The following is an 18,099-nucleotide window of genomic DNA, read 5'->3' as shown; positions in this document are numbered from 1 at the left end:
GGTATTTACATTCACTGCCATGGTGATTTCTCCAATTGATTTTCCGGTATAGCGGCTTCCGACGTCTCGGAAAACCAAGTAGTTATCTCTAAGTTACTTTTAATAACGGCGTGAATGCTGAAACCTTTAGAAAAAAAGCAACAAAATTAAAGAAATAGCGAGAAAGGATAAGAAAGCGTGACTGGTAGTGAAATTATCAAAAAAAGATGAGAAAAAGGCTAAAGTTGTCGAAAAGTCAGCCGGGGGAAATATTGTGTTTTAATTAACCAAAGGACTTTAGTTAACCGATAATACCTTTATAAGAATTAACCTAATTTATTAGCCTAGCAGCGTTAAAGCTAAGTTCGGCGCTTGCTTAGCTTGAGCTAAAATAGTGGTACTGACTTGCTGCAGTATTTGTTGTTTGAGCATTTGAGTGGTTTCTTTGGCGTAGTCTGTATCTTTGATTCGACTGTTTGATGCCCCCAAGTTCTCATGAACATTTTCAAGGTTATTAATCGCATGGTCAAAGCGGTTTTGCATCGCCCCGAGTTCAGAACGGTGACTATCAACATACTTCATCGCTGTATCCAAAATAGACACGGCGCGCTGTGCTCCACCAACATCAGTGACATTAATATCATCGACTGACTCGTAATACCCCGCCGACATCGAAAGCTCACTGGCTAACGAGCCTGAGAAAGAGATCGTGCCTGCCGTGTCTTCGCCTGACATATAGATCTGAAGCTGCCCATCATCATTGACGGAAGCCGAAACCAGATCCGTTTGACCATTGATATAAGTCGCTAGCTCTTCAATGTCATCGCCCGCTTTGGCATTAATGTTGATCTCTTGAGGCTGGCCAAAACGATCGGTAAACGCCATCGTCATATCTGTCTGGTTAGATTTAACTTCCCACGAGTCACTTGCCATGCCATTGGCAACATAGCTAAAGCCGCCCATGTTGATATCATCGGTGCGCATGTTTTTCAAACCTATCTGCACCGCCTCACCAGAGCTGCCACCGATTTGAAATGACGAGCTACCAAAGCTGCCGTTAAGGAGCTTTTTCCCACCAAATGAAGTGGTTTCCGCAATTCGGTTTAGCTCATCATTTAAGGCGGTTACTTCTTCTTGAATAGCCGTCCTTTCCGATTGGCTATTCGAACCATTAGTCGCTTGCAGTGACAGGTCTCGCATGCGTTGCATGATATTTGTGGTTTCATTCATCGCCCCTTCTGCTGTCTGCATAATGGAGATACCGTCGTTAGCATTTCGAACCGCAACATCGATGCCGCTCATCTGTGCTTCTAATCGATTAGAGATTTGTAAGCCAGCAGCATCGTCTTTTGCACTATTAATACGACTCCCTGAAGCCAAGCGCTCCAAAGATTGGTTCAGCATGTTATTGGCATTAGATAGATTCCTCTGAGCCACTAATGCTGAAACATTCGTATTAACAGTTATAGCCATAGACCTTCACTTACAAAAAGATGAATAAAACTTACGATTGCTCTTGTATCGACCTATTTATATAAAACTTTAAAAAAAAGGAGCCATGAGGCTCCCTTTGTTTATTCTATTTGAGTGCACTTACTTAATCGTTAGTGCACTCAACATCTCAGCTGAAGGAGCAAAGTAATAAGCGCCAGTAACGGCTTTAGTAAAGCGAAGCAGTTGGTCTGTTTTGCCATCTGTTTCGCCGTACATACTCTCTAGCATCGCATCGAAATTATGACGAACGTTACAGTAAGCAATGAACAGTAAGCCGTGATCGCCCGTTGCTGTGCCGTAAGGCAGGCTATGACGAACGATTTTAAGAGCCTTGCCTTCTTCTTTGATATCCACACGGCCAACGTGAGACGCCGCTGGAACATCATCTAGCTCGATCGAATCTGGCTTAGTACGGCCAACCACTTTCTCTTGTGCCGATACGTTTAATCGGTTCCAAGCAGGTAGGTTATGCACAAAACGTTGCACCATTACGTAGCTACCACCCGCGAATTCACCTTCAGGCACAATCGCCACTTCAGCGCGCTGTGCATCTTTCGGGTTTTCAGTGCCATCAACGAAATCAGTCATGTCACGTGAGTCTAGGAAACGGTAACCGTAAGTTTCATCTACTACTTCAACGTCTGCCGCTACTTCAGATAGCAATTTACGTAGGATGAAGAAGTGTAGGTCATGTCGGTTTGAATGACAGTGAATCAGAACATCAGACAGTGTGTTCGGTGCTGTGATATCACCTTCACCAAGCGCAGGAAAATCAATTAGATCAGAGGGAGCAGCTTGCTCAAACTTATCCCAAAAAGCTTTTGAGAATGCTACCGACGCCGTTAGGTTCGCATCAGGTTGAGTTTGGTTTAGCTCGTCGATTAGAGTCGGAAGCTTTTGAATTTCTGCTAGTACATTAGCAGTATTAGCGTTCACTTTAAGTTGAACGTAAAGAGCGAAAGGCCCAGCTTCAGGCAAAATAGCACTTTGAACGTTAGGCTGCTCATTTGAAACATTAAGCATAGATTATTCCTTCCAGTTTTAGCTTCTAAGTATAATTGTGAATGGTACAAATGTTTTGATGAGAATCAGTCTTCGTGCTCAACCACTTTAAAGCAATCCCTAGCGGCATGGCTATTGGTTAAATAAAGCGCTAACCAGAGGAGCAATAATAGGGTGATAGCATTTGACCAACGGAACCATCCGTTATCCAAATAGATTAAATAAATTGTATGGGAGCCCTGTGCCAAGATAGCCATCATGGTAACCCAACGTCCCCATGACACGACTTTGTTAAGGCGCTTTCTATCTGGAGATCTTAGTCCAAACAACCACATCAATAACAAACTAGGCACACTCAACGCAATCCCGACATAAAACATCTGGTGGTCTGGATAGATGGTCTCAAGAATATCCGTTCCCGACTCTCGGCTTGCGCCCGCAACAATGAAAACGACCAAAGCTTTCGCAAGAAACAGCCAACCTAACCATAATAAGATTGGGGCTTTCAAAAAGCCGTGTTTATCGTATTGTTCTATGGAGTACCGCACAACTCTCACTTTCACTTGTTTTTAAACCAACACTTTAACGCAAATCATTCATACTTAACTAGGTTTGCGTTATCTTATTGGTTAATCCGTTTTAATTGTCGAACTCAGTATGAAAAAGAAAACTAATACACCGTCTGTTGAATCTCAACAAGAAGCACTGAAGATAGCCAAAGCGACGCAAAAGCCAGCTCAAACCAAAGAACAAACAAAATTAATTGCTCAAGGTATCGAAAAAGGCATCGCACTTTACAAGAAACAGCAAAAAGAACGCAGCCGCCAAGCCGATAAAGCAAGAAAACGCGTACAGAAAGAGAAGCAAACTCAACAAACTAATCTAGACGAAGAGAACAATGTAGACACAATTGTTGAAACAACATCAAATCACGCCAACAAATTGCCGTGGTTACTATTGATCGCAAGCTGGGTAGGTTTCGCGATTTATTTGATGAAATAGCAGGATAAATGTATGAAAAAGGAATTAGTCGCTTTAGCTATGACAGGCATATTAGGCGGGTGCACGACACCGACAACAGTCCCACATAGCGAATCTGACCAAGTACAAATGGATTACCACGGACTGATTGATATCAACAAGTGCGAATATAAAGGGGAAGTCACCGGCAGCGAAGGCCACTGGTATAGTTACCTGTTTTACCCGAACGACACTCTAATTCAAGGCGCAATGAATGAGCTAAAGTCCAATGCTATTGGATTAGGTGCGGACACTGTAATTTTCACACTTCCCCAAGATTTTGCGACTTCCGTAACCATGTTGGGCACCGCTTATCGGTGTCGCTAATTCGACTTATCGGTAATCGGTAAGGAGAAGAAAGAAGAAAGAAGAAAGCCAGCTTTCGCTGGCTTATGCACTAAATCCAAGGCTTGTTGCTATATCGCCTTTACGCTGGATAACCCATTGACTGTCAAATGGCCCCCAGTCGGATAATTGGTAATAGCCATCATTATGACGTCGCCCATCTTGAACAAACATAAGTTCAATACCGATCCCCGGTAACGCCTTGAGTACATCTTGAATAGTACGACGAGGCCACCCCGTTTTTTCGATGAGTTTAGGCACATTTGGCCTATCAAGGCTTTCCACTAACAATGCTAAATATAGCCGCCTTGCAAAAACAGGACTCAACTCCATTGACACCTCCTATATATGTGCAACTCAATTATTTCTTTTTTTGCTGACAACATGTTGAGGCTGATCAATAAGTCTCCAATAGTGACATTTTCTTACTGTTTTTTTTCACTCTATAAAATATTCCTCACTCTATTTTGTCTGAATTGCCGCTTCCTGATAGGATTCAACTCATAACAACGAAATAAAATCACCCAAAGGAAGAATAATGACTATCACTATGTTTGGCATTCCGAATTGCGACACCATCAAAAAAGCAAAAAAATGGCTAGAAGCTGAAGGTATCGAGTTCGAGTTTCACGATTATCGCAAACAAGGCATCACTGAAGAGTTGGTAACAAGCTTCTGTTCAGAGCTTGGTTGGGAGCTTGTGTTAAACAAACGTGGTACGACTTACCGCCAACTTTCTCAAGAGCAAAAAGACACGCTCACGGAAGAAAAAGCCGTTGCTCTGCTTGTTGAACAACCGGCAATGATTAAGCGTCCAATATTGAAAGTAGAGGGTAAGCTTCACATCGGATTTAAAGCCGACCAATACGCGACTATTTTTGCTTAGAGCGTATTATTTACATAGACAGACAACGGACGTTGATCATTGAATCTGCGCCCTAAAAATTAATGACTAGACGTTTAATTTAAACAAGGAACTCAAGGATGACAGACAGCCCAACTTTGGCTCTGGCAAAAGACCTAATCAGCCGTCAATCGGTAACACCAGAAGATGCAGGCTGCCAAGACCTGATGATTGAACGCTTAAAAGCGCTAGGTTTTGAAATCGAAGTGATGGTATTTGAAGATACGACGAACTTCTGGGCTCGCCGTGGTACCGAAGCCCCCCTATTTGCTTTTGCTGGTCACACTGATGTTGTACCTGCAGGCCCAATTGAGCAATGGAACACTAAGCCATTTGAACCGACTATCGTAGATGGTTTCCTGCACGGTCGCGGCGCGGCAGATATGAAAGGTTCTCTGGCTTCAATGGTTGTGGCTGTAGAACAGTTCATTGCTAAGCACCCTGATCACACAGGCTCAATCGGTTTCCTTATCACGTCAGATGAAGAAGGCCCGTTCATCAACGGGACAGTGCGCGTTGTCGAAGCATTGATGGCTCGTGGTGAGAACATCGACATGTGTATTGTTGGCGAACCATCAAGTACTGAGTACGTAGGTGATGTCGTAAAGAACGGCCGTCGTGGTTCTATCACTGGCGATCTAACGATTAAAGGCACACAAGGTCACGTTGCCTACCCTCACCTTGCGAACAACCCGGTACACAGCTCTCTGCTTGCGATCAATGAATTGGCGACGACCGAGTGGGACAAAGGTAATGATTATTTCCCACCAACCAGCTTCCAGATCCCAAATGTAAGTGCGGGCACTGGCGCATCAAACGTGATTCCTGGTGAATTTAATGTTCAGTTTAACCTTCGCTTTAGTACAGAGTTAAACAACGACATCATCGTTGAAAGAATCACAAATACACTCGACAAGTACGATTTCGAATACGATTTAAAATGGACATTCAATGGCGACCCGTTCTTAACCGACGCAGGCTCGTTGCTTGATGCTATTGTCGATGCAGTAGGTCACGTGAATAATGTTAAGCCGGCACTGCTTACCACAGGTGGTACTTCTGACGGACGCTTTATTGCTCGCATGAAGGGACAAGTGGTAGAACTAGGCCCTGTAAATGCAACCATTCACAAGGTTAACGAGTGCGTGAAAGTGGCTGATTTAGAGAAACTAACCGACATGTACGAAAGAACATTAGTGAACCTGTTCGCTAAGTAGTTTTTTCATCAGCGATTCATAGCATCTAATTATTGAGAGACACGTTATGACACCAGAGCAGCTAACCGGACAATCAGATTCTCATCTAGAACCTAACCTGATTGGCACCAAGACCTTCTTGGTCCACAGTGACGTCAAAGATGAACTGAACAACTTGATTGAAGCTGCTCAACTCGCTGGTTTTAAAATGGAGATTGCCAGTGGCTTTCGCGACTATGAAAGGCAATCTCTGATTTGGAACCGCAAGTTTTCTGGTGAAGCACCGATATTAGACTCAGAAAGCCAACCACTTGATGCTTCAACACTCAGTGAACATCAAAAGTTGTCGGCGATTCTTAGGTGGTCTGCGCTTCCCGGAGCGAGTCGTCACCATTGGGGTTGTGACTTTGATGTCTTTGCTCGTAATCACTTACCTGAGGGTACTCAGCTACAACTGGAACCATGGGAATACCTCACTGGCCACCAGCAAGTGTTTTACCAATGGCTGTCTGCCAACGCATCTCAGTTTGGATTCTTCTTTCCTTACAGCCAAGACCTTGGTGGTGTGGCGATAGAACCTTGGCATATAAGCCACCGTAAAGTTTCACAGTTGTGTTTATCACAGTTATCTCCCACTTTACTTGGCAAGCAACTCCAATCTAAGCCAATATTAGGGTATGAAATTATTGCGGAGCAGCTAGACGAGATCTATGCGCGCTTCGTGGCGAATATCAGTCATTAGGAGCGCTTATGTTAGAGTGGCTTACAAACCCTTGGGTTATCATCATCATCGTGGTTAGCGTTGTGGTGGGTAATATTGCTGCGCTCAAACAGACCGCTAATATGGGTCTGACAGGTCGTAACAAAACAGAAAAAGACTTAGACAAGCTCAATCAATTGGATAAACAGAACCAAGAGAAAGCTCAAAAAGATGAGTCGACTGACAGCAAAAACATTTAGCTTAACGCCCTTGATGCGCTAGCCCCAACAAGTCAGGTGCGTGTGACTCCTTGTTAGCGAAATGACAACATAAATTGACAACATAAATTGACAACACGCACATAAAACACTGACTAACAAACATAAAAAAGAGGACATTGTATGTCCTCTTTTTTTTCTTCTAAATTTGCTCAGGGCTTATTCAGATTTTGCTTCTTTCTTGTCTTTGGTTTGGTCTGCAACGTGTGCTAATACCGGTACCATTGACTTAAGTAGCTCTTCTTCTACAGGCTTACCTGTTGCATCCGTTACGTTAATCGATGTACGGTTGCCAAGATCACCAAACAAGAAAGTGTAAGTACCTGGCGCTAAGTCAATAGGCTGTAGGCCAATCTCTTCCCAGAATTCATCATCTGGCGCTGCATACTTAGCTTTCACTGTACCTTGAGACTGATTACGCTCTTCAAGTTCAAAGCCCATCGTCGGTAGCAAGGTAGGTAGACGTTGCCACAATACGTTATATGGCGTACGAGCAATGATCACAGGGAAACCACTGCGGTCCGAACCCATTGAGATAGGAATACGTTTCACCAACTCTTGCGCTTTCAACGCAGCTTCAGCACGAAGATCTGCATCGTATCTCGCCATCACTAGATTCGTTAAGAACGCGTTGTAACGCTCTTTATTGGTTGCCGATACTGGTTTCTCTTCAGAACCTTCACGCCAATCAATCAGATTAATCTTGAAGCCATGGCGATTGTTCGCTTGGAAACGAGAGATAGAGTAGCGGCTACCAATCTCGACTTCTTCATCTTCAGAAACCCACGTAACCCAATCAGTCTCAATGTCATTTTCTGACTGTTCACGAATGCCGATATTACGCTGGGTCAGCATATCTACAGCCGTTTGCCATACTCGGTCAGCCTCTTCAGCACGAAGGAGCCATAACGTCACTTCACCATTTTGACGCTCAGTACGAGCACCTGGGATCAGTTCAAGAACCTGTTGAGGAGGACGAATATCCACTTGACGACCGGTACCACCACTGAATTCACCGCTTGGGATATCAAAGTTTGGGTAAAACTGAGGCTGAGCATCTTCAGGCAATTGCCATTGTGAAAACTCAGGTGTTTCTAAGTATTCAAAATCATCTTTGGCTTGGCGACGTTGAGTCGGGCTGCCAGAACATGCTGTAAGAACGAAAACAGCCAGTGAACCGATCACTAGCTGGTGAGAATACTTCATTTATACTCCTAAATGCCGAAGGTTCGCTTCGGCATTGCTTTATACGTTTTTAGTAAATGCACGCTTCAGTCATTGCTTGAGCAACAACAGGTTGAGCTGGTTTTGACAGTTCAGTCAGTGGTAGACGTAAGCCACCTTCAGCAATCAGACCCATTTTGTGAACCGCCCATTTTACGGGAATAGGGTTAGACTCAACGAACAAATTCTTATGTAGAGGCATTAAACGCTCATTGATCGCTTCTGCTTCCTCAAACTTGCCTTCCTTCGCTAGCTTGAACATAGTCGCCATATCAGCAGCTGCAACATTGTTCGTTACAGAGATCACGCCATCGCCACCACGCTTAACAAATTCAAGACCAGTTAAGTCATCACCACTTAGTAAGATAAAGTCTTCGCCACAAAGTTCACGGTGAATTGCAATTCTTTCGAGATCACCAGTCGCATCTTTAAGTGCAACGATGTTTTCGATCTCTGCAAGGCGAGCAACCGTTTCTGGCAACAAGTCTACCGCAGTGCGACCAGGTACATTGTAAAGGATCTGTGGAACGTCACTGACTTCAGCAATTGCTTTGTAATGTTGGTACAAACCTTCTTGAGTCGGTTTGTTGTAGTACGGCGTTACGCTCAGGCAACCAGCAATACCAGAACCATTGAGCAAACGGCTGAAAAGTACAGATTCGTGAGTTGCGTTTGCACCCGTACCAGCTATAACAGGAATACGGCCATCAGCAAATTCAACGACCTTATTGACGACTTTGACATGCTCTTCAATAGTGAGTGTTGAAGACTCACCAGTTGTGCCAACCGCAACCAGACCATCACTACCTGCTGCAACATGGTGATCAACTAACTTTTTAAGGCTGTCGAAATCCACTTCACCATCTGTATTAAATGGTGTAACTAGCGCAACGATACTTCCTGAAAACATGTCTATCTCCCTTAATTTATTCTTTTTGCATGTTACTGTAAGCCAATCAATAAACACAAGACATTAAAGTGGCTTACCAGCAACATCTGCAGTAAATATTGTCGTATGTTTGAGGTAAAACGACTTATAACCGCGTTCGACCTAGAATTTGGGTAACCTACACTCAATCTAGCGAATAGCTCAGCACTCGATGTCAGTAACAAGTAAGCAATACTCTCACACCACTCTTTGAATTTTGAACACTCTAAATATTCCTATTACTTGTTACATATTTGAAGCAAAGTGCTTCATAAAAGCCCCAAGCACACACTTATTCCTCTAGCTAACTGTGCTAACATGCATGAATCAATGGAATATAAGAGACGTGATTTTATGACTCAACATCTAGTAATCACAGCTGTGGGCACAGATCGCCCAGGTGTATGCAACCAAGTGGTTCATTTAGTCACCCAATCAGGCTGTAACATTATTGATAGCCGTATCGCTCAATTTGGCGAAGAATTTACGCTTATCATGCTACTGTCTGGAAAGGCAAACAACATCACCCGCGTTGAAACCACCCTGCCCTTGCTTGGACAAGAGCACGACTTGATTACGATTATGAAGCGAACCTCAACTCATGATGTTATTGAGAACTCTTACACAGTAGAGGTGTTCGTTGAGTCAGACGATAAAATCGGCCTTACCGAGCAGTTTACCCAGTTCTTCGCAGACCGAAACATCGGCCTCGATTCGTTAAGTGCGCGAACCATCAATAAATCTAAAGTTCAGCTCGACAACGACCAATTCCATATCTCTATTACCGCTTCTGTGCAATCAGAATGTAATTTGATGCAGCTACAAGAAGAATTCGACGCGCTGTGTCAGAGCCTATCCGTACAAGGCTCGCTCAACTTTATCAAAAACAGTTTTTAAAAAGGAAATATCATGAATACGCTAACGGCTGGTGTTCCAGCACCTGCTTTTTCTCTTCCAGATCAAGATGGCAATATCGTATCTCTTGGTGACTTCAAAGGTAAAAAAGTCCTTTTCTATTTTTACCCAAAAGCAATGACTCCAGGTTGTATTGTGCAAGCGGAAGGCCTGCGTGATATCAAAGCACAGCTTGATGATCTGAATGTGGTTGTTCTAGGTGTGAGTGTTGACCCAGTTAAACGCTTACCAAATTTCGTTGCGAAGAAATCTCTGAACTTCACACTTCTATCTGATGAAGACCACAGTGTTGCTGAACAGTTTGGTGTTTGGGGCGAGAAGAAATTTATGGGCAAAGTGTACGACGGTCTGCACCGTATTAGCTTCCTAATTGATGAAGAAGGTCAGATTGAACATGTCTTCAACAAGTTCAAAACAAAGACTCACCACGAAGTGGTTCTAGACTACTTCAATCCAGAAGCTTAATGTTGATTTTAGTGAGTTGATTCTCTAAATTCGCACCTAGCGAATCTAAATACACTACTCACTACTAAGCCAAATGCCAAAAGGCCGAATATCATGGATATTCGGCCTTTTTGTACTTATTAAAATTGATAGCGCATTCAAATTGATAGCGCGTTCAATTACGATTGGTGTTCAGGGTCATCATCGAGAGCGTGACTCGGTAAGGCATTCCAAACCGCTTTCACTAGCGTGGCTAGAGGGATCGCAAAGAACACTCCCCAGAACCCCCACAGTCCGCCAAACACCAACACTGCTACAATAATCGCTACTGGGTGTAGGTTCACTGCTTCAGAGAACAGAACAGGAACGAGCACGTTACCATCTAACGCTTGGATAATACCGTAAGCGAGAAGCAACCAATAAAACTGAGGTTCTAAGCCCCACTGGAACAGGCCAACAATCGCGACTGGAACGGTCACAGCCGCCGCACCGATGTAAGGAATCAATACCGAGAAACCAACCGCAACAGCCAGCAGTGCTGAATAACGTAAATCCAGAATCGCAAAGGTTACGTAGCTGACACCACCGACGATCAAAATCTCGAGCACCTTACCGCGAATGTAATTTGAGATTTGTTGGTTCATCTCAACCCAAACCTTGGTCGCTAGACGACGGTTCTTAGGCAGAACACCACTAGCCATACTGATCATCTCTTCTTTGTCTTTCAAAAGGAAGAAAATCAGCAGCGGTACAAGAATCAGGTAAACCGCAAGCGTCGCCAAACTAACAAGAGAAGCTAAAGAGCCCTTCACAACGCTTTCGCCAAAGCCTAATGCTTTGTTTTTCGCATTAGACACAATCGATTCAACGATCTGCAGGTTTGCTAGTTCAGGGTAACGCTCAGGAATGGTTGCGATGAACTTCTGTAAGCCACCATACATGCTTGGAATATCATTGATAAGGTTACCTACCTGTTCCCAAATCGTTGGTACTAGACCAAACAGCGCAAGTAACATCACGCTAAAGAACATTAAAATCACCAACATCACTGATGGGGTTCTTGGAACACCGAGTCTTTGAAGTTGTGTAACCGGCCACTCAAGCAGATAAGCCAAAACAATAGCCACCAAAAGTGGGGCAATGAGGTGACCAAAGAAGTAGATCGTTATAAAGCCGAAGAGAATGATGGCAACCAAGCTGACAGCATGGGGATCAGAGAAACGTCGTTTATACCAACGATTGACCATTTCAAGCATTTGACTGCAATTCCTTTTTAGTGACGAGGAGATGATGGTAATTAGAGCAAACCTCTACGATGACGTCATAGGCTTGCTTAGACAAAAAAGTAACAATATCTTTCATCGAGCTGTTATCAGAGACATAAATTGACAATGATTGCCCTACTTCTAACTTTACACTGTGACGCTTGGCTAATAATAGTGCCATTGGACAGCGCTCTTGGCGTAAATCTAGAATATTAGGTGTCATTCTTTAGCTCGATGCTTATTATAAGGGTCGTATTGTAATCTGTTTTTGAAAACGCGCCATCATTCATTCATCTTCCTTCATGATAGCGCACGCACTTGGTAAAGGTTAAATCAGATAGAGAACCAATTTGCATTGCACTTGTCTTACTGTCAGAAGAAACGGAGTATTACTGACTAATATGTTTAAACGCGCTCGCTCAATTGCTTGCTTATGCATCGCAGCTACATTAAGCACTCCAACGTTGGCAAATACCAATGGTTTGGAGCTACCCGATATCGGCACCGCGGCTGGCGGCACACTCACTATCGACCAAGAACTTATCTATGGTGATGCCTACATGCGCATCATCAGAAGCAGCCAGCCTATTGTAAACGACCCGGTTCTAAACCAATACATTGACACGCTTGGCCATCGCCTTGTCGCGAACGCAAATGATGTAAAGACACCTTTTCAGTTCTTTATGATCCGTGACCGAAACATCAACGCTTTTGCTTTTTTTGGTGGTTATGTTGCTTTGCACTCAGGTTTGTTCTTGCATGCACAGTCTGAAAGTGAACTCGCTTCCGTATTGGCGCACGAAATCGCGCATGTTACCCAGCGTCACTTAGCACGTAGTATGGAAGATCAAGCTCGCCGCTCTCCTGCAACCATCGCAGCATTGGCCGCTTCTGTATTATTAGCGATTGCAGCACCAGAAGCCGGTATCGCAGCTATCACTGCAACAACTGCTGGTAACATGCAAAGCCAAATAAACTACACCCGAAGTAATGAAAAAGAAGCCGACCGCTTTGGCATCAACACGCTGGCAAAAGCAGGGTTCGATGTAAACGCTATGCCACGTTTCTTTGGCCGCTTAGCTGATGAATACCGCTATGCAAGCACACCGCCACCAATGCTATTAACTCACCCATTGCCTGAAGACCGAATCACAGATTCACGCGCTCGTGCTCGCAGCTATACCCCACTAAAACTGGCTCCGTCATTGGATTACCATTTAGCAAGAGCCCGTATTGTTGCGCGCTATGCTGGCATCAATAATGATGCAGCTCTTGATTGGTTTGAGCGAAAGCTGAAGAAAGCCCCCAAAGCCTTGGTTCCATCATTAGAGTATGGGCAAGCACTGGTTTACCTAGATTCAAAAAAATTAGATAAAGCAGAACCAATTCTGACCAAGCTGATGAATAGCGACCCAACCAACTTGTTCTATCTGGATGCTATTTCAGATCTGCACATTGAACAGAAAAAGCCTGAGATTGCGATTAAAGAACTTAAGTCAGCACTTGAGCGTCAACCAAACAACTCAGTTCTAACCATAAACTACGCCAATGCACTGATCGAAAATGAAGACCTACAGGAAGCCGTTCGCGTGTTGCAACGTTACACGCACGATAACCCGAACGACACCAATGGGTGGTACCTGCTTTCAAAGGCAAATACAAACCTTGGCAACAGCGATGAAGAATTGTCTGCTAGGGCAGAGATTTTGGCACTGCAAGCCAACTGGAACAAAGCGATTCAGTACTACACGCAGGCGAGCCAAATAGCAGAACTAGGCAGCCTAAAACAAGCACGTTATGACGCTCGAATTGATCAACTAATGATACAGCGCGAACGCTTCTTATCGTTGCAATAAGTATATTGACTGGCAGCGAAGCTCGTTGCCAAAATACAAAGAAAGCTCAACGTTACATAATAAGAAGCCACTCAGTTGGCTTCGACTGAACTATTAAATCAAAAATAATAATGAGGAAGAACCATGTCTGTCGTGATTTATCATAACCCACGCTGCTCAAAGAGCCGTCAAACTCTCGAACTGCTTGAAGCAAACGGCGTACAACCAGAGGTGATCAAATACCTAGATACGCCTTTGACTGTTGAACAGCTGAAAGTGCTTTTCACTCAGCTTGGTTTTGAGAGTGTTCGCGACATGATGCGTACCAAAGAAGCGGATTACAAAGAAGCAAACCTTGGCGATGCATCGGTGAACGATGAAGATCTATTCTCAGCAATGGCGGCAAATCCAAAACTGTTTGAACGCCCAGTGGTTGTCGCGAACAACAAAGCAAAAATTGGTCGTCCACCAGAACAAGTACTAGAGATTCTGTAATCCAATATGAGCATCAACATTCTTGTTCTCTACTATAGTCGACACGGCAACACCCAAGCGCTAGCAAGGCAAATCGCTCGTGGGGTGGAATCCATCCCGAACTGCGAAGCCATGCTAAGAACGGTGAACAACGTGTATACGGTAGAAGAGCAGCCGGATTCGCGCTATCAACCAACAGATCCTATTGCGACCTTACAAGATCTCCGTTCTTGCGATGGTTTAGCACTCGGCAGCCCAGTATGGTTTGGCAATATGGCTGGGCCAATGAAGCACTTTTGGGATAGCACAACATCGTTATGGATTAATGGCGATCTCATCGATAAACCAGCTTGTGTATTTACTTCCTCTTCATCACTACACGGTGGTCAAGAGACGACACAGCAAAGCATGATGCTGCCTCTACTTCATCATGGCATGTTAGTCGTGGGCATCCCCTATTCAGAACCTGCACTGCACACCACTCAAACCGGTGGCACACCTTACGGTGCAAGCAGCACTGGAGAGAGCGCTTCATTAAGCAAAGAAGAAATTGAGTTGGCGAAAAACCTAGGCAAACGCGTAGCTCGCATCGCTATTAACCAGAAGGGAATGCCTCAATGATGTATATGTCAGAGAGACCGATGTCTCCCAAAACCAAGCTATTTCGCTACCTTGCTTTAGCGGGGAACTTGTCGCTTTTATTCTGGGTGATTGCTTGGCAGATGACACTTTCGCCGCACCCTCACCTCAGTAATGTAACACTGGCGATTGCTTGGGCTATACCGCTGTTACTACCATTACCGGGAATATTATCGGGCAAGCCTTATACGCATGCTTGGGCGAATTTCGTCTTAATGCTCTACTTCCTACACGCGTTAACTATTATGTATGTAGACGGTGGAGAGCGCTTGTTAGCCGCTGTAGAACTGCTTTTGACGACTCTAGGCTTCGCAGGCAATATATTATTTACCCGTTTTAGAGCCAAAGAGTTAGGCATCAAGTTGAAGCGCCTTTCCGAAGTAGAAAAGAAAGAGAAAGCTAAATTCGAGCAATAATATTGAGTCGATGCTCTAGATCTGACATGACAACAGATAAACAAAAAGCCCTGCGAGATTTCTCTTGCAGGGCTTTTTTCATGATTTCATATCGATCTGTCTGTCATGTCGGTAGACGATTACGAGCGAACCCATTCGTATACCAAGCTTGGCTTAGCGTTTACTGGCGCTGTGACTGGTAGCGCTTCCTCATCAGATTCACCTAGCGTCACCTCAGCATTTGTTAGCTCAGCATCTGTAGATAACTCACTGCCTTTAATCACTTGAACGCTTGGCGTAGTTTCATTGCCCATCGCATCAGTAACAACAGCAGAGTCATCGCCTACAGACATAATGTTATCTTGCGCTTCAAATTCTGGGCTCACTTCAGGTTCGATATAAGACTCTTCAACCTTCGCGACTTGGCGAATGCTTTCAACTTCTTGTTCAAACTCTTGTTGGGTCGATAACAAATGAATTCGGAACGTCACTTCATTGTTTTGAATTTGTAGAATATCTAAGCTTGCCACCGAGTTTAGACGCTTCAGTGCATTCTCCAATTGGAAGAAGTCTTGCGCGTTATTCAGGCTGATAAACTGCGTTAAGATTGATTCCGAAGATTCACTCGCAACCGTTACTGCACTCTTACTCGCGTAGTAGTTACTGATTTGGTCAACAAGCTTCTTAGAAGTCGTCGCGCTGTTGCCCGATACCGAACCACTCACAGGCGATTTTGGCGCGCTCGTCAGTTGGTTTGGTTTTTGATCATACAAAGTCCAGCGTAATCCAGAAGACTGTGCCTTAATCACCAAAACAGCATCAACAGGGTAACGTTGACTCGCGTTGCTAATCGGTGTGACAAAGCTGCCCCACAAATCCGAGGTGGCCACTCCCGTAACATCATCAAAATCACCAACAGGAAACATCAAAGGCAAACCGCGCTCTTTTGCATTGGCTTGTAAGCCTACAGCTAACAGTGAGTTGGAGTGTTCCCAGACAATGTTCTTGTCGTAGTTACTCTCTTCTACCAGCCAAACAAGAATATTTGAGCGAGTATCAGGCCAATACGGTAATTGCGCTTGAGTCAGTAGTGAACGAATTTGAGCACCGTTAAAACGCATACGCAATGTTGATTGGTCATTGCTTTCGCCAAAACTCATTTGAGACATGTACTGCGCACTCTTACGCATCGCCTTTTGAATCGTCTCATTCGACGCGACATCAGTTTGGCCAGTCGCACGTATCAATACCTGCTCCATGCCAGTATTTCTTGCCACTTGTTCTGGTTGTTTGTCTTCAGCGTTAATCGCAACTTCAGCACTAAAGATATCTACTTGAGTTAAGGCATAACTCGGAGAGGCTAATAGTCCCATCAACAACAATGCTATGTAGCGCATATTGATCCTAATATTCAAAGCTTGTGCCTTGATGATAAGCAACTATGGATTGAGGGGCAAGGTCGTTAGCCCCCACTGTGCTTAATAACCATAAAATATCACCTGACCATGATAAATCGTTCACTTGTAAACTGAATTTTTCTTATTTTGATAGAGATAAACATAACTAATATAAATAAATTTGATCTATCTGACATAGCAACCGATTGCCAAGTGATAGAATCCCGCGAATTTTATTTTTCGCTTTTCATATAACGACCATTTTTAAGGACATAACATGAAAAATGCTCTGCAAGGTGCGCAAATGCTATTTGTCGCTTTTGGTGCACTTGTACTGGTGCCCCTGCTGACAGGCCTTGATCCCAACGTAGCGCTCTTTGGTGCAGGTATCGGTACCCTTTTATTCCAACTTATTACACGCCGTTCAGTACCTATTTTCCTTGCGTCTTCTTTTGCATTCATCGCACCTATCATGTTTGGCATTCAAACTTGGGGTGTAGGTGCAACTATGGGCGGCCTTATGGCGGCAGGTGTTGTGTATGTATTAATGGGTGCCTTAATTAAGGTACGTGGTGTAGCCTTTATCCACAAACTGCTTCCCCCAGTCGTAGTTGGCCCTGTAATCATGGTGATCGGCTTAGGTCTTGCTCCTGTTGCGGTAAACATGGCGCTAGGTAAAACAGGCGATGGTGCGGTTCAGCTTATCGATGCAGACGCAGCGTTATGGATTTCTTCTATCTCATTACTGGTAACGATTGTCATCAGTGTTTTCTCGAAAGGCTTTCTTAAGCTGCTGCCGATCTTCGGCGGTATTGTGGCTGGTTATGTAACGAGCTTAGTATACGGTGTCGTTGATTTTACCCCTGTCGCTCAGGCCGCTTGGTTAGCTCTACCTAACTTCACAGCGCCAGAGTTCAACATCAACGCTATCTTCTTTATGGTATTTGTAGCAATTGCACCTGCTGTTGAACACGTAGGCGACATGCTTGCTATTTCGAATGTAACCGGTAAAGACTACCTTAAAAAGCCAGGTTTACACCGCACAATAACTGGTGACGGCGTGGCAACGATTGCAGCTTCTATGTTGGGCGCTCCACCAAATACAACCTACAGTGAAGTAACGGGGGCTGTAATGCTGACCAAAGCATTCAACCCAGTGATCATGACTTGGGCAGCAGTAACAGCGATTGTTCTAGCATTAGTAGGCAAGCTAGGCGCTCTATTACAAACAATCCCAGTTCCTGTGATGGGCGGCATCATGATTCTACTGTTTGGTTCAATCGCAACGGTAGGCTTGAATACTCTAATTCAGAACAAAGTTGACCTACACAAATCACGCAACCTTGTGATTGTCGGCATTACTTTGGTCTTCGGTATTGGCGGCATGGCATTTGGCATCGGCGACTTTAGCCTGCAAGGCGTAAGCTTATGCGGTATCGTTGCTATTCTACTGAACCTAGTCCTTCCTGAAGAGCTAGGCGACAACACCGTAGTAGACAAAGCCCAAATCGACTAACTGCAAGTCAACAAACTGTAGAGACTTGTAATCCTCAATTAAGAGCACAACAAGCTAGCAAGATCAAAAAAGGGAGAGCATCGAATGCTCTCCCTTTTTATTAATACGGCTAATTCAGCGAGTTAAGAAACGGTTTAGCGTAACTTAAG

At 44.2% G+C, this 18,099-nt stretch carries 22 protein-coding genes; 13 read left to right on the top strand and 9 right to left on the bottom strand.

Going from position 1 to position 18,099, the window contains the following annotated elements:
* Window positions 1–318: 318 nt before the first annotated feature.
* The 3 genes from AB6D07_RS11035 to AB6D07_RS11025 all read right to left on the bottom strand — a co-directional run bounded on the left by AB6D07_RS11035 (window position 319) and on the right by AB6D07_RS11025 (window position 3,023).
* On the bottom strand, window positions 319–1,452 hold the full coding sequence (locus AB6D07_RS11035; RefSeq protein ID WP_017103643.1) for a flagellin: 1,134 nt from the start codon (window positions 1,450–1,452) through the stop codon (window positions 319–321).
* Window positions 1,453–1,572: 120 nt separating this feature from the next.
* The gene (locus AB6D07_RS11030) at window positions 1,573–2,496 is read right to left on the bottom strand and encodes a Dyp-type peroxidase (RefSeq protein ID WP_017103644.1); all 924 of its coding nucleotides are present in this window, start codon (window positions 2,494–2,496) and stop codon (window positions 1,573–1,575) included.
* A 65-nt stretch (window positions 2,497–2,561) separates the two neighbouring features.
* A complete protein-coding gene (locus AB6D07_RS11025) occupies window positions 2,562–3,023 on the bottom strand; it encodes a DUF2919 domain-containing protein (protein ID WP_032499208.1) in 462 nt (153 codons plus the stop codon).
* A gap of 109 nt (window positions 3,024–3,132) precedes the next feature.
* Between AB6D07_RS11025 and AB6D07_RS11020 the strand changes: the two genes are divergently transcribed.
* Window positions 3,133–3,477 carry a DUF2956 domain-containing protein gene (locus tag AB6D07_RS11020; RefSeq protein ID WP_012604567.1) on the top strand — a complete coding sequence of 115 codons (345 nt, stop codon included), beginning with the start codon at window positions 3,133–3,135 and terminating at the stop codon, window positions 3,475–3,477.
* Between the two features lie 12 nt (window positions 3,478–3,489).
* Window positions 3,490–3,822: a DUF4156 domain-containing protein gene (locus AB6D07_RS11015; protein ID WP_012604568.1), complete on the top strand. Its 333-nt coding sequence runs from the start codon at window positions 3,490–3,492 to the stop codon at window positions 3,820–3,822.
* A gap of 63 nt (window positions 3,823–3,885) precedes the next feature.
* Here AB6D07_RS11015 and AB6D07_RS11010 read toward each other — a convergent pair whose 3' ends face one another.
* Window positions 3,886–4,173 carry a helix-turn-helix domain-containing protein gene (locus AB6D07_RS11010; RefSeq protein WP_004734273.1) on the bottom strand — a complete coding sequence of 96 codons (288 nt, stop codon included), beginning with the start codon at window positions 4,171–4,173 and terminating at the stop codon, window positions 3,886–3,888.
* A 205-nt stretch (window positions 4,174–4,378) separates the two neighbouring features.
* On the opposite strand from AB6D07_RS11010, the gene AB6D07_RS11005 reads away from it, so the two are divergent.
* From AB6D07_RS11005 to AB6D07_RS10990, 4 genes are all read left to right on the top strand, one after another.
* Window positions 4,379–4,726, top strand: coding sequence for an ArsC family reductase (locus AB6D07_RS11005; RefSeq protein WP_017103645.1), 348 nt, complete (start codon window positions 4,379–4,381; stop codon window positions 4,724–4,726).
* 98 nt (window positions 4,727–4,824) lie between these two features.
* Window positions 4,825–5,961 carry a succinyl-diaminopimelate desuccinylase gene (dapE, locus tag AB6D07_RS11000; RefSeq protein WP_017103646.1) on the top strand — a complete coding sequence of 379 codons (1,137 nt, stop codon included), beginning with the start codon at window positions 4,825–4,827 and terminating at the stop codon, window positions 5,959–5,961.
* 46 nt (window positions 5,962–6,007) lie between these two features.
* Complete coding sequence (locus AB6D07_RS10995) at window positions 6,008–6,682, top strand: M15 family metallopeptidase (protein WP_017103647.1); 675 nt, start codon at window positions 6,008–6,010, stop codon at window positions 6,680–6,682.
* An 8-nt stretch (window positions 6,683–6,690) separates the two neighbouring features.
* Entirely contained in the window at window positions 6,691–6,900 is a 210-nt protein-coding gene (locus tag AB6D07_RS10990; protein ID WP_017103648.1) for a DUF2897 family protein, read from the top strand.
* 177 nt (window positions 6,901–7,077) lie between these two features.
* Here the strand turns inward: AB6D07_RS10990 and bamC are convergent, their stop codons facing one another.
* Together bamC and dapA are read right to left on the bottom strand one after the other, a co-directional pair.
* Window positions 7,078–8,124, bottom strand: a complete 1,047-nt coding sequence (gene bamC / locus AB6D07_RS10985; RefSeq protein WP_017096835.1) for an outer membrane protein assembly factor BamC — start codon at window positions 8,122–8,124, stop codon at window positions 7,078–7,080.
* A gap of 49 nt (window positions 8,125–8,173) precedes the next feature.
* Complete coding sequence (dapA, locus tag AB6D07_RS10980) at window positions 8,174–9,052, bottom strand: 4-hydroxy-tetrahydrodipicolinate synthase (protein WP_009847376.1); 879 nt, start codon at window positions 9,050–9,052, stop codon at window positions 8,174–8,176.
* Between the two features lie 372 nt (window positions 9,053–9,424).
* Between dapA and AB6D07_RS10975 the strand changes: the two genes are divergently transcribed.
* On the top strand, window positions 9,425–9,967 hold the full coding sequence (locus tag AB6D07_RS10975; RefSeq protein ID WP_009847377.1) for a glycine cleavage system protein R: 543 nt from the start codon (window positions 9,425–9,427) through the stop codon (window positions 9,965–9,967).
* 12 nt (window positions 9,968–9,979) lie between these two features.
* Window positions 9,980–10,450 carry a thioredoxin-dependent thiol peroxidase gene (bcp, locus tag AB6D07_RS10970; RefSeq protein ID WP_009847378.1) on the top strand — a complete coding sequence of 157 codons (471 nt, stop codon included), beginning with the start codon at window positions 9,980–9,982 and terminating at the stop codon, window positions 10,448–10,450.
* Window positions 10,451–10,608: 158 nt separating this feature from the next.
* Here the strand turns inward: bcp and AB6D07_RS10965 are convergent, their stop codons facing one another.
* Window positions 10,609–11,685: an AI-2E family transporter gene (locus AB6D07_RS10965; protein ID WP_009847379.1), complete on the bottom strand. Its 1,077-nt coding sequence runs from the start codon at window positions 11,683–11,685 to the stop codon at window positions 10,609–10,611.
* Window positions 11,678–11,917: a sulfurtransferase TusA family protein gene (locus AB6D07_RS10960; protein WP_012604576.1), complete on the bottom strand. Its 240-nt coding sequence runs from the start codon at window positions 11,915–11,917 to the stop codon at window positions 11,678–11,680. The genes AB6D07_RS10965 and AB6D07_RS10960 overlap by 8 nt, the downstream gene beginning before the upstream one ends.
* Window positions 11,918–12,095: 178 nt before the next feature.
* Between AB6D07_RS10960 and AB6D07_RS10955 the strand changes: the two genes are divergently transcribed.
* From AB6D07_RS10955 to AB6D07_RS10940, 4 genes are all read left to right on the top strand, one after another.
* Window positions 12,096–13,550 (top strand): M48 family metallopeptidase, encoded by a 1,455-nt coding sequence (locus AB6D07_RS10955; protein ID WP_009847382.1) that lies wholly within the window; start codon window positions 12,096–12,098, stop codon window positions 13,548–13,550.
* A gap of 123 nt (window positions 13,551–13,673) precedes the next feature.
* Complete coding sequence (arsC, locus tag AB6D07_RS10950) at window positions 13,674–14,024, top strand: arsenate reductase (glutaredoxin) (protein ID WP_017103649.1); 351 nt, start codon at window positions 13,674–13,676, stop codon at window positions 14,022–14,024.
* A gap of 6 nt (window positions 14,025–14,030) precedes the next feature.
* Window positions 14,031–14,624, top strand: a complete 594-nt coding sequence (gene wrbA / locus AB6D07_RS10945; RefSeq protein ID WP_009847384.1) for an NAD(P)H:quinone oxidoreductase — start codon at window positions 14,031–14,033, stop codon at window positions 14,622–14,624.
* Window positions 14,621–15,058, top strand: a complete 438-nt coding sequence (locus AB6D07_RS10940; RefSeq protein ID WP_017103650.1) for a DUF2069 domain-containing protein — start codon at window positions 14,621–14,623, stop codon at window positions 15,056–15,058. Before wrbA ends, AB6D07_RS10940 begins: the two co-directional genes overlap by 4 nt.
* A gap of 119 nt (window positions 15,059–15,177) precedes the next feature.
* Here AB6D07_RS10940 and AB6D07_RS10935 read toward each other — a convergent pair whose 3' ends face one another.
* The gene (locus AB6D07_RS10935) at window positions 15,178–16,434 is read right to left on the bottom strand and encodes a DUF2066 domain-containing protein (RefSeq protein ID WP_029223039.1); all 1,257 of its coding nucleotides are present in this window, start codon (window positions 16,432–16,434) and stop codon (window positions 15,178–15,180) included.
* A 277-nt stretch (window positions 16,435–16,711) separates the two neighbouring features.
* Here AB6D07_RS10935 and AB6D07_RS10930 point away from each other — a divergent pair, with 277 nt between their 5' ends.
* Window positions 16,712–17,950: a uracil-xanthine permease family protein gene (locus AB6D07_RS10930; RefSeq protein ID WP_004734317.1), complete on the top strand. Its 1,239-nt coding sequence runs from the start codon at window positions 16,712–16,714 to the stop codon at window positions 17,948–17,950.
* Window positions 17,951–18,099: the final 149 nt, after the last annotated feature.

The organism is Vibrio sp. 10N.239.312.C11, from assembly GCF_041466065.1.
GTDB lineage: Bacteria > Pseudomonadota > Gammaproteobacteria > Enterobacterales > Vibrionaceae > Vibrio > Vibrio tasmaniensis_A.
Note: the sequence above shows the minus strand (reverse complement) of the source record. Positions and strands in the feature narration are given on the sequence as shown.

Bases quoted from the DNA above. Each gene is read 5' to 3' on its own strand.
- dapE (WP_017103646.1), top strand. From the start codon at position 4,825: ATGACAGACAGCCCAACTTTGGCTCTGGCAAAAGACCTAATCAGCCGT.
- AB6D07_RS11005 (WP_017103645.1), top strand. From the start codon at position 4,379: ATGACTATCACTATGTTTGGCATTCCGAATTGCGACACCATCAAAAAA.
- bamC (WP_017096835.1), bottom strand. From the start codon at position 8,124: ATGAAGTATTCTCACCAGCTAGTGATCGGTTCACTGGCTGTTTTCGTT.
- AB6D07_RS10990 (WP_017103648.1), top strand. From the start codon at position 6,691: ATGTTAGAGTGGCTTACAAACCCTTGGGTTATCATCATCATCGTGGTT.
- AB6D07_RS11010 (WP_004734273.1), bottom strand. From the start codon at position 4,173: ATGGAGTTGAGTCCTGTTTTTGCAAGGCGGCTATATTTAGCATTGTTA.
- AB6D07_RS10935 (WP_029223039.1), bottom strand. From the start codon at position 16,434: ATGCGCTACATAGCATTGTTGTTGATGGGACTATTAGCCTCTCCGAGT.
- AB6D07_RS10995 (WP_017103647.1), top strand. From the start codon at position 6,008: ATGACACCAGAGCAGCTAACCGGACAATCAGATTCTCATCTAGAACCT.
- wrbA (WP_009847384.1), top strand. From the start codon at position 14,031: ATGAGCATCAACATTCTTGTTCTCTACTATAGTCGACACGGCAACACC.
- AB6D07_RS10930 (WP_004734317.1), top strand. From the start codon at position 16,712: ATGAAAAATGCTCTGCAAGGTGCGCAAATGCTATTTGTCGCTTTTGGT.
- dapA (WP_009847376.1), bottom strand. From the start codon at position 9,052: ATGTTTTCAGGAAGTATCGTTGCGCTAGTTACACCATTTAATACAGAT.
- bcp (WP_009847378.1), top strand. From the start codon at position 9,980: ATGAATACGCTAACGGCTGGTGTTCCAGCACCTGCTTTTTCTCTTCCA.
- AB6D07_RS10975 (WP_009847377.1), top strand. From the start codon at position 9,425: ATGACTCAACATCTAGTAATCACAGCTGTGGGCACAGATCGCCCAGGT.
- AB6D07_RS11035 (WP_017103643.1), bottom strand. From the start codon at position 1,452: ATGGCTATAACTGTTAATACGAATGTTTCAGCATTAGTGGCTCAGAGG.
- AB6D07_RS11015 (WP_012604568.1), top strand. From the start codon at position 3,490: ATGAAAAAGGAATTAGTCGCTTTAGCTATGACAGGCATATTAGGCGGG.
- AB6D07_RS11030 (WP_017103644.1), bottom strand. From the start codon at position 2,496: ATGCTTAATGTTTCAAATGAGCAGCCTAACGTTCAAAGTGCTATTTTG.
- AB6D07_RS10965 (WP_009847379.1), bottom strand. From the start codon at position 11,685: ATGCTTGAAATGGTCAATCGTTGGTATAAACGACGTTTCTCTGATCCC.
- AB6D07_RS10955 (WP_009847382.1), top strand. From the start codon at position 12,096: ATGTTTAAACGCGCTCGCTCAATTGCTTGCTTATGCATCGCAGCTACA.
- AB6D07_RS10940 (WP_017103650.1), top strand. From the start codon at position 14,621: ATGATGTATATGTCAGAGAGACCGATGTCTCCCAAAACCAAGCTATTT.
- AB6D07_RS10960 (WP_012604576.1), bottom strand. From the start codon at position 11,917: ATGACACCTAATATTCTAGATTTACGCCAAGAGCGCTGTCCAATGGCA.
- arsC (WP_017103649.1), top strand. From the start codon at position 13,674: ATGTCTGTCGTGATTTATCATAACCCACGCTGCTCAAAGAGCCGTCAA.
- AB6D07_RS11020 (WP_012604567.1), top strand. From the start codon at position 3,133: ATGAAAAAGAAAACTAATACACCGTCTGTTGAATCTCAACAAGAAGCA.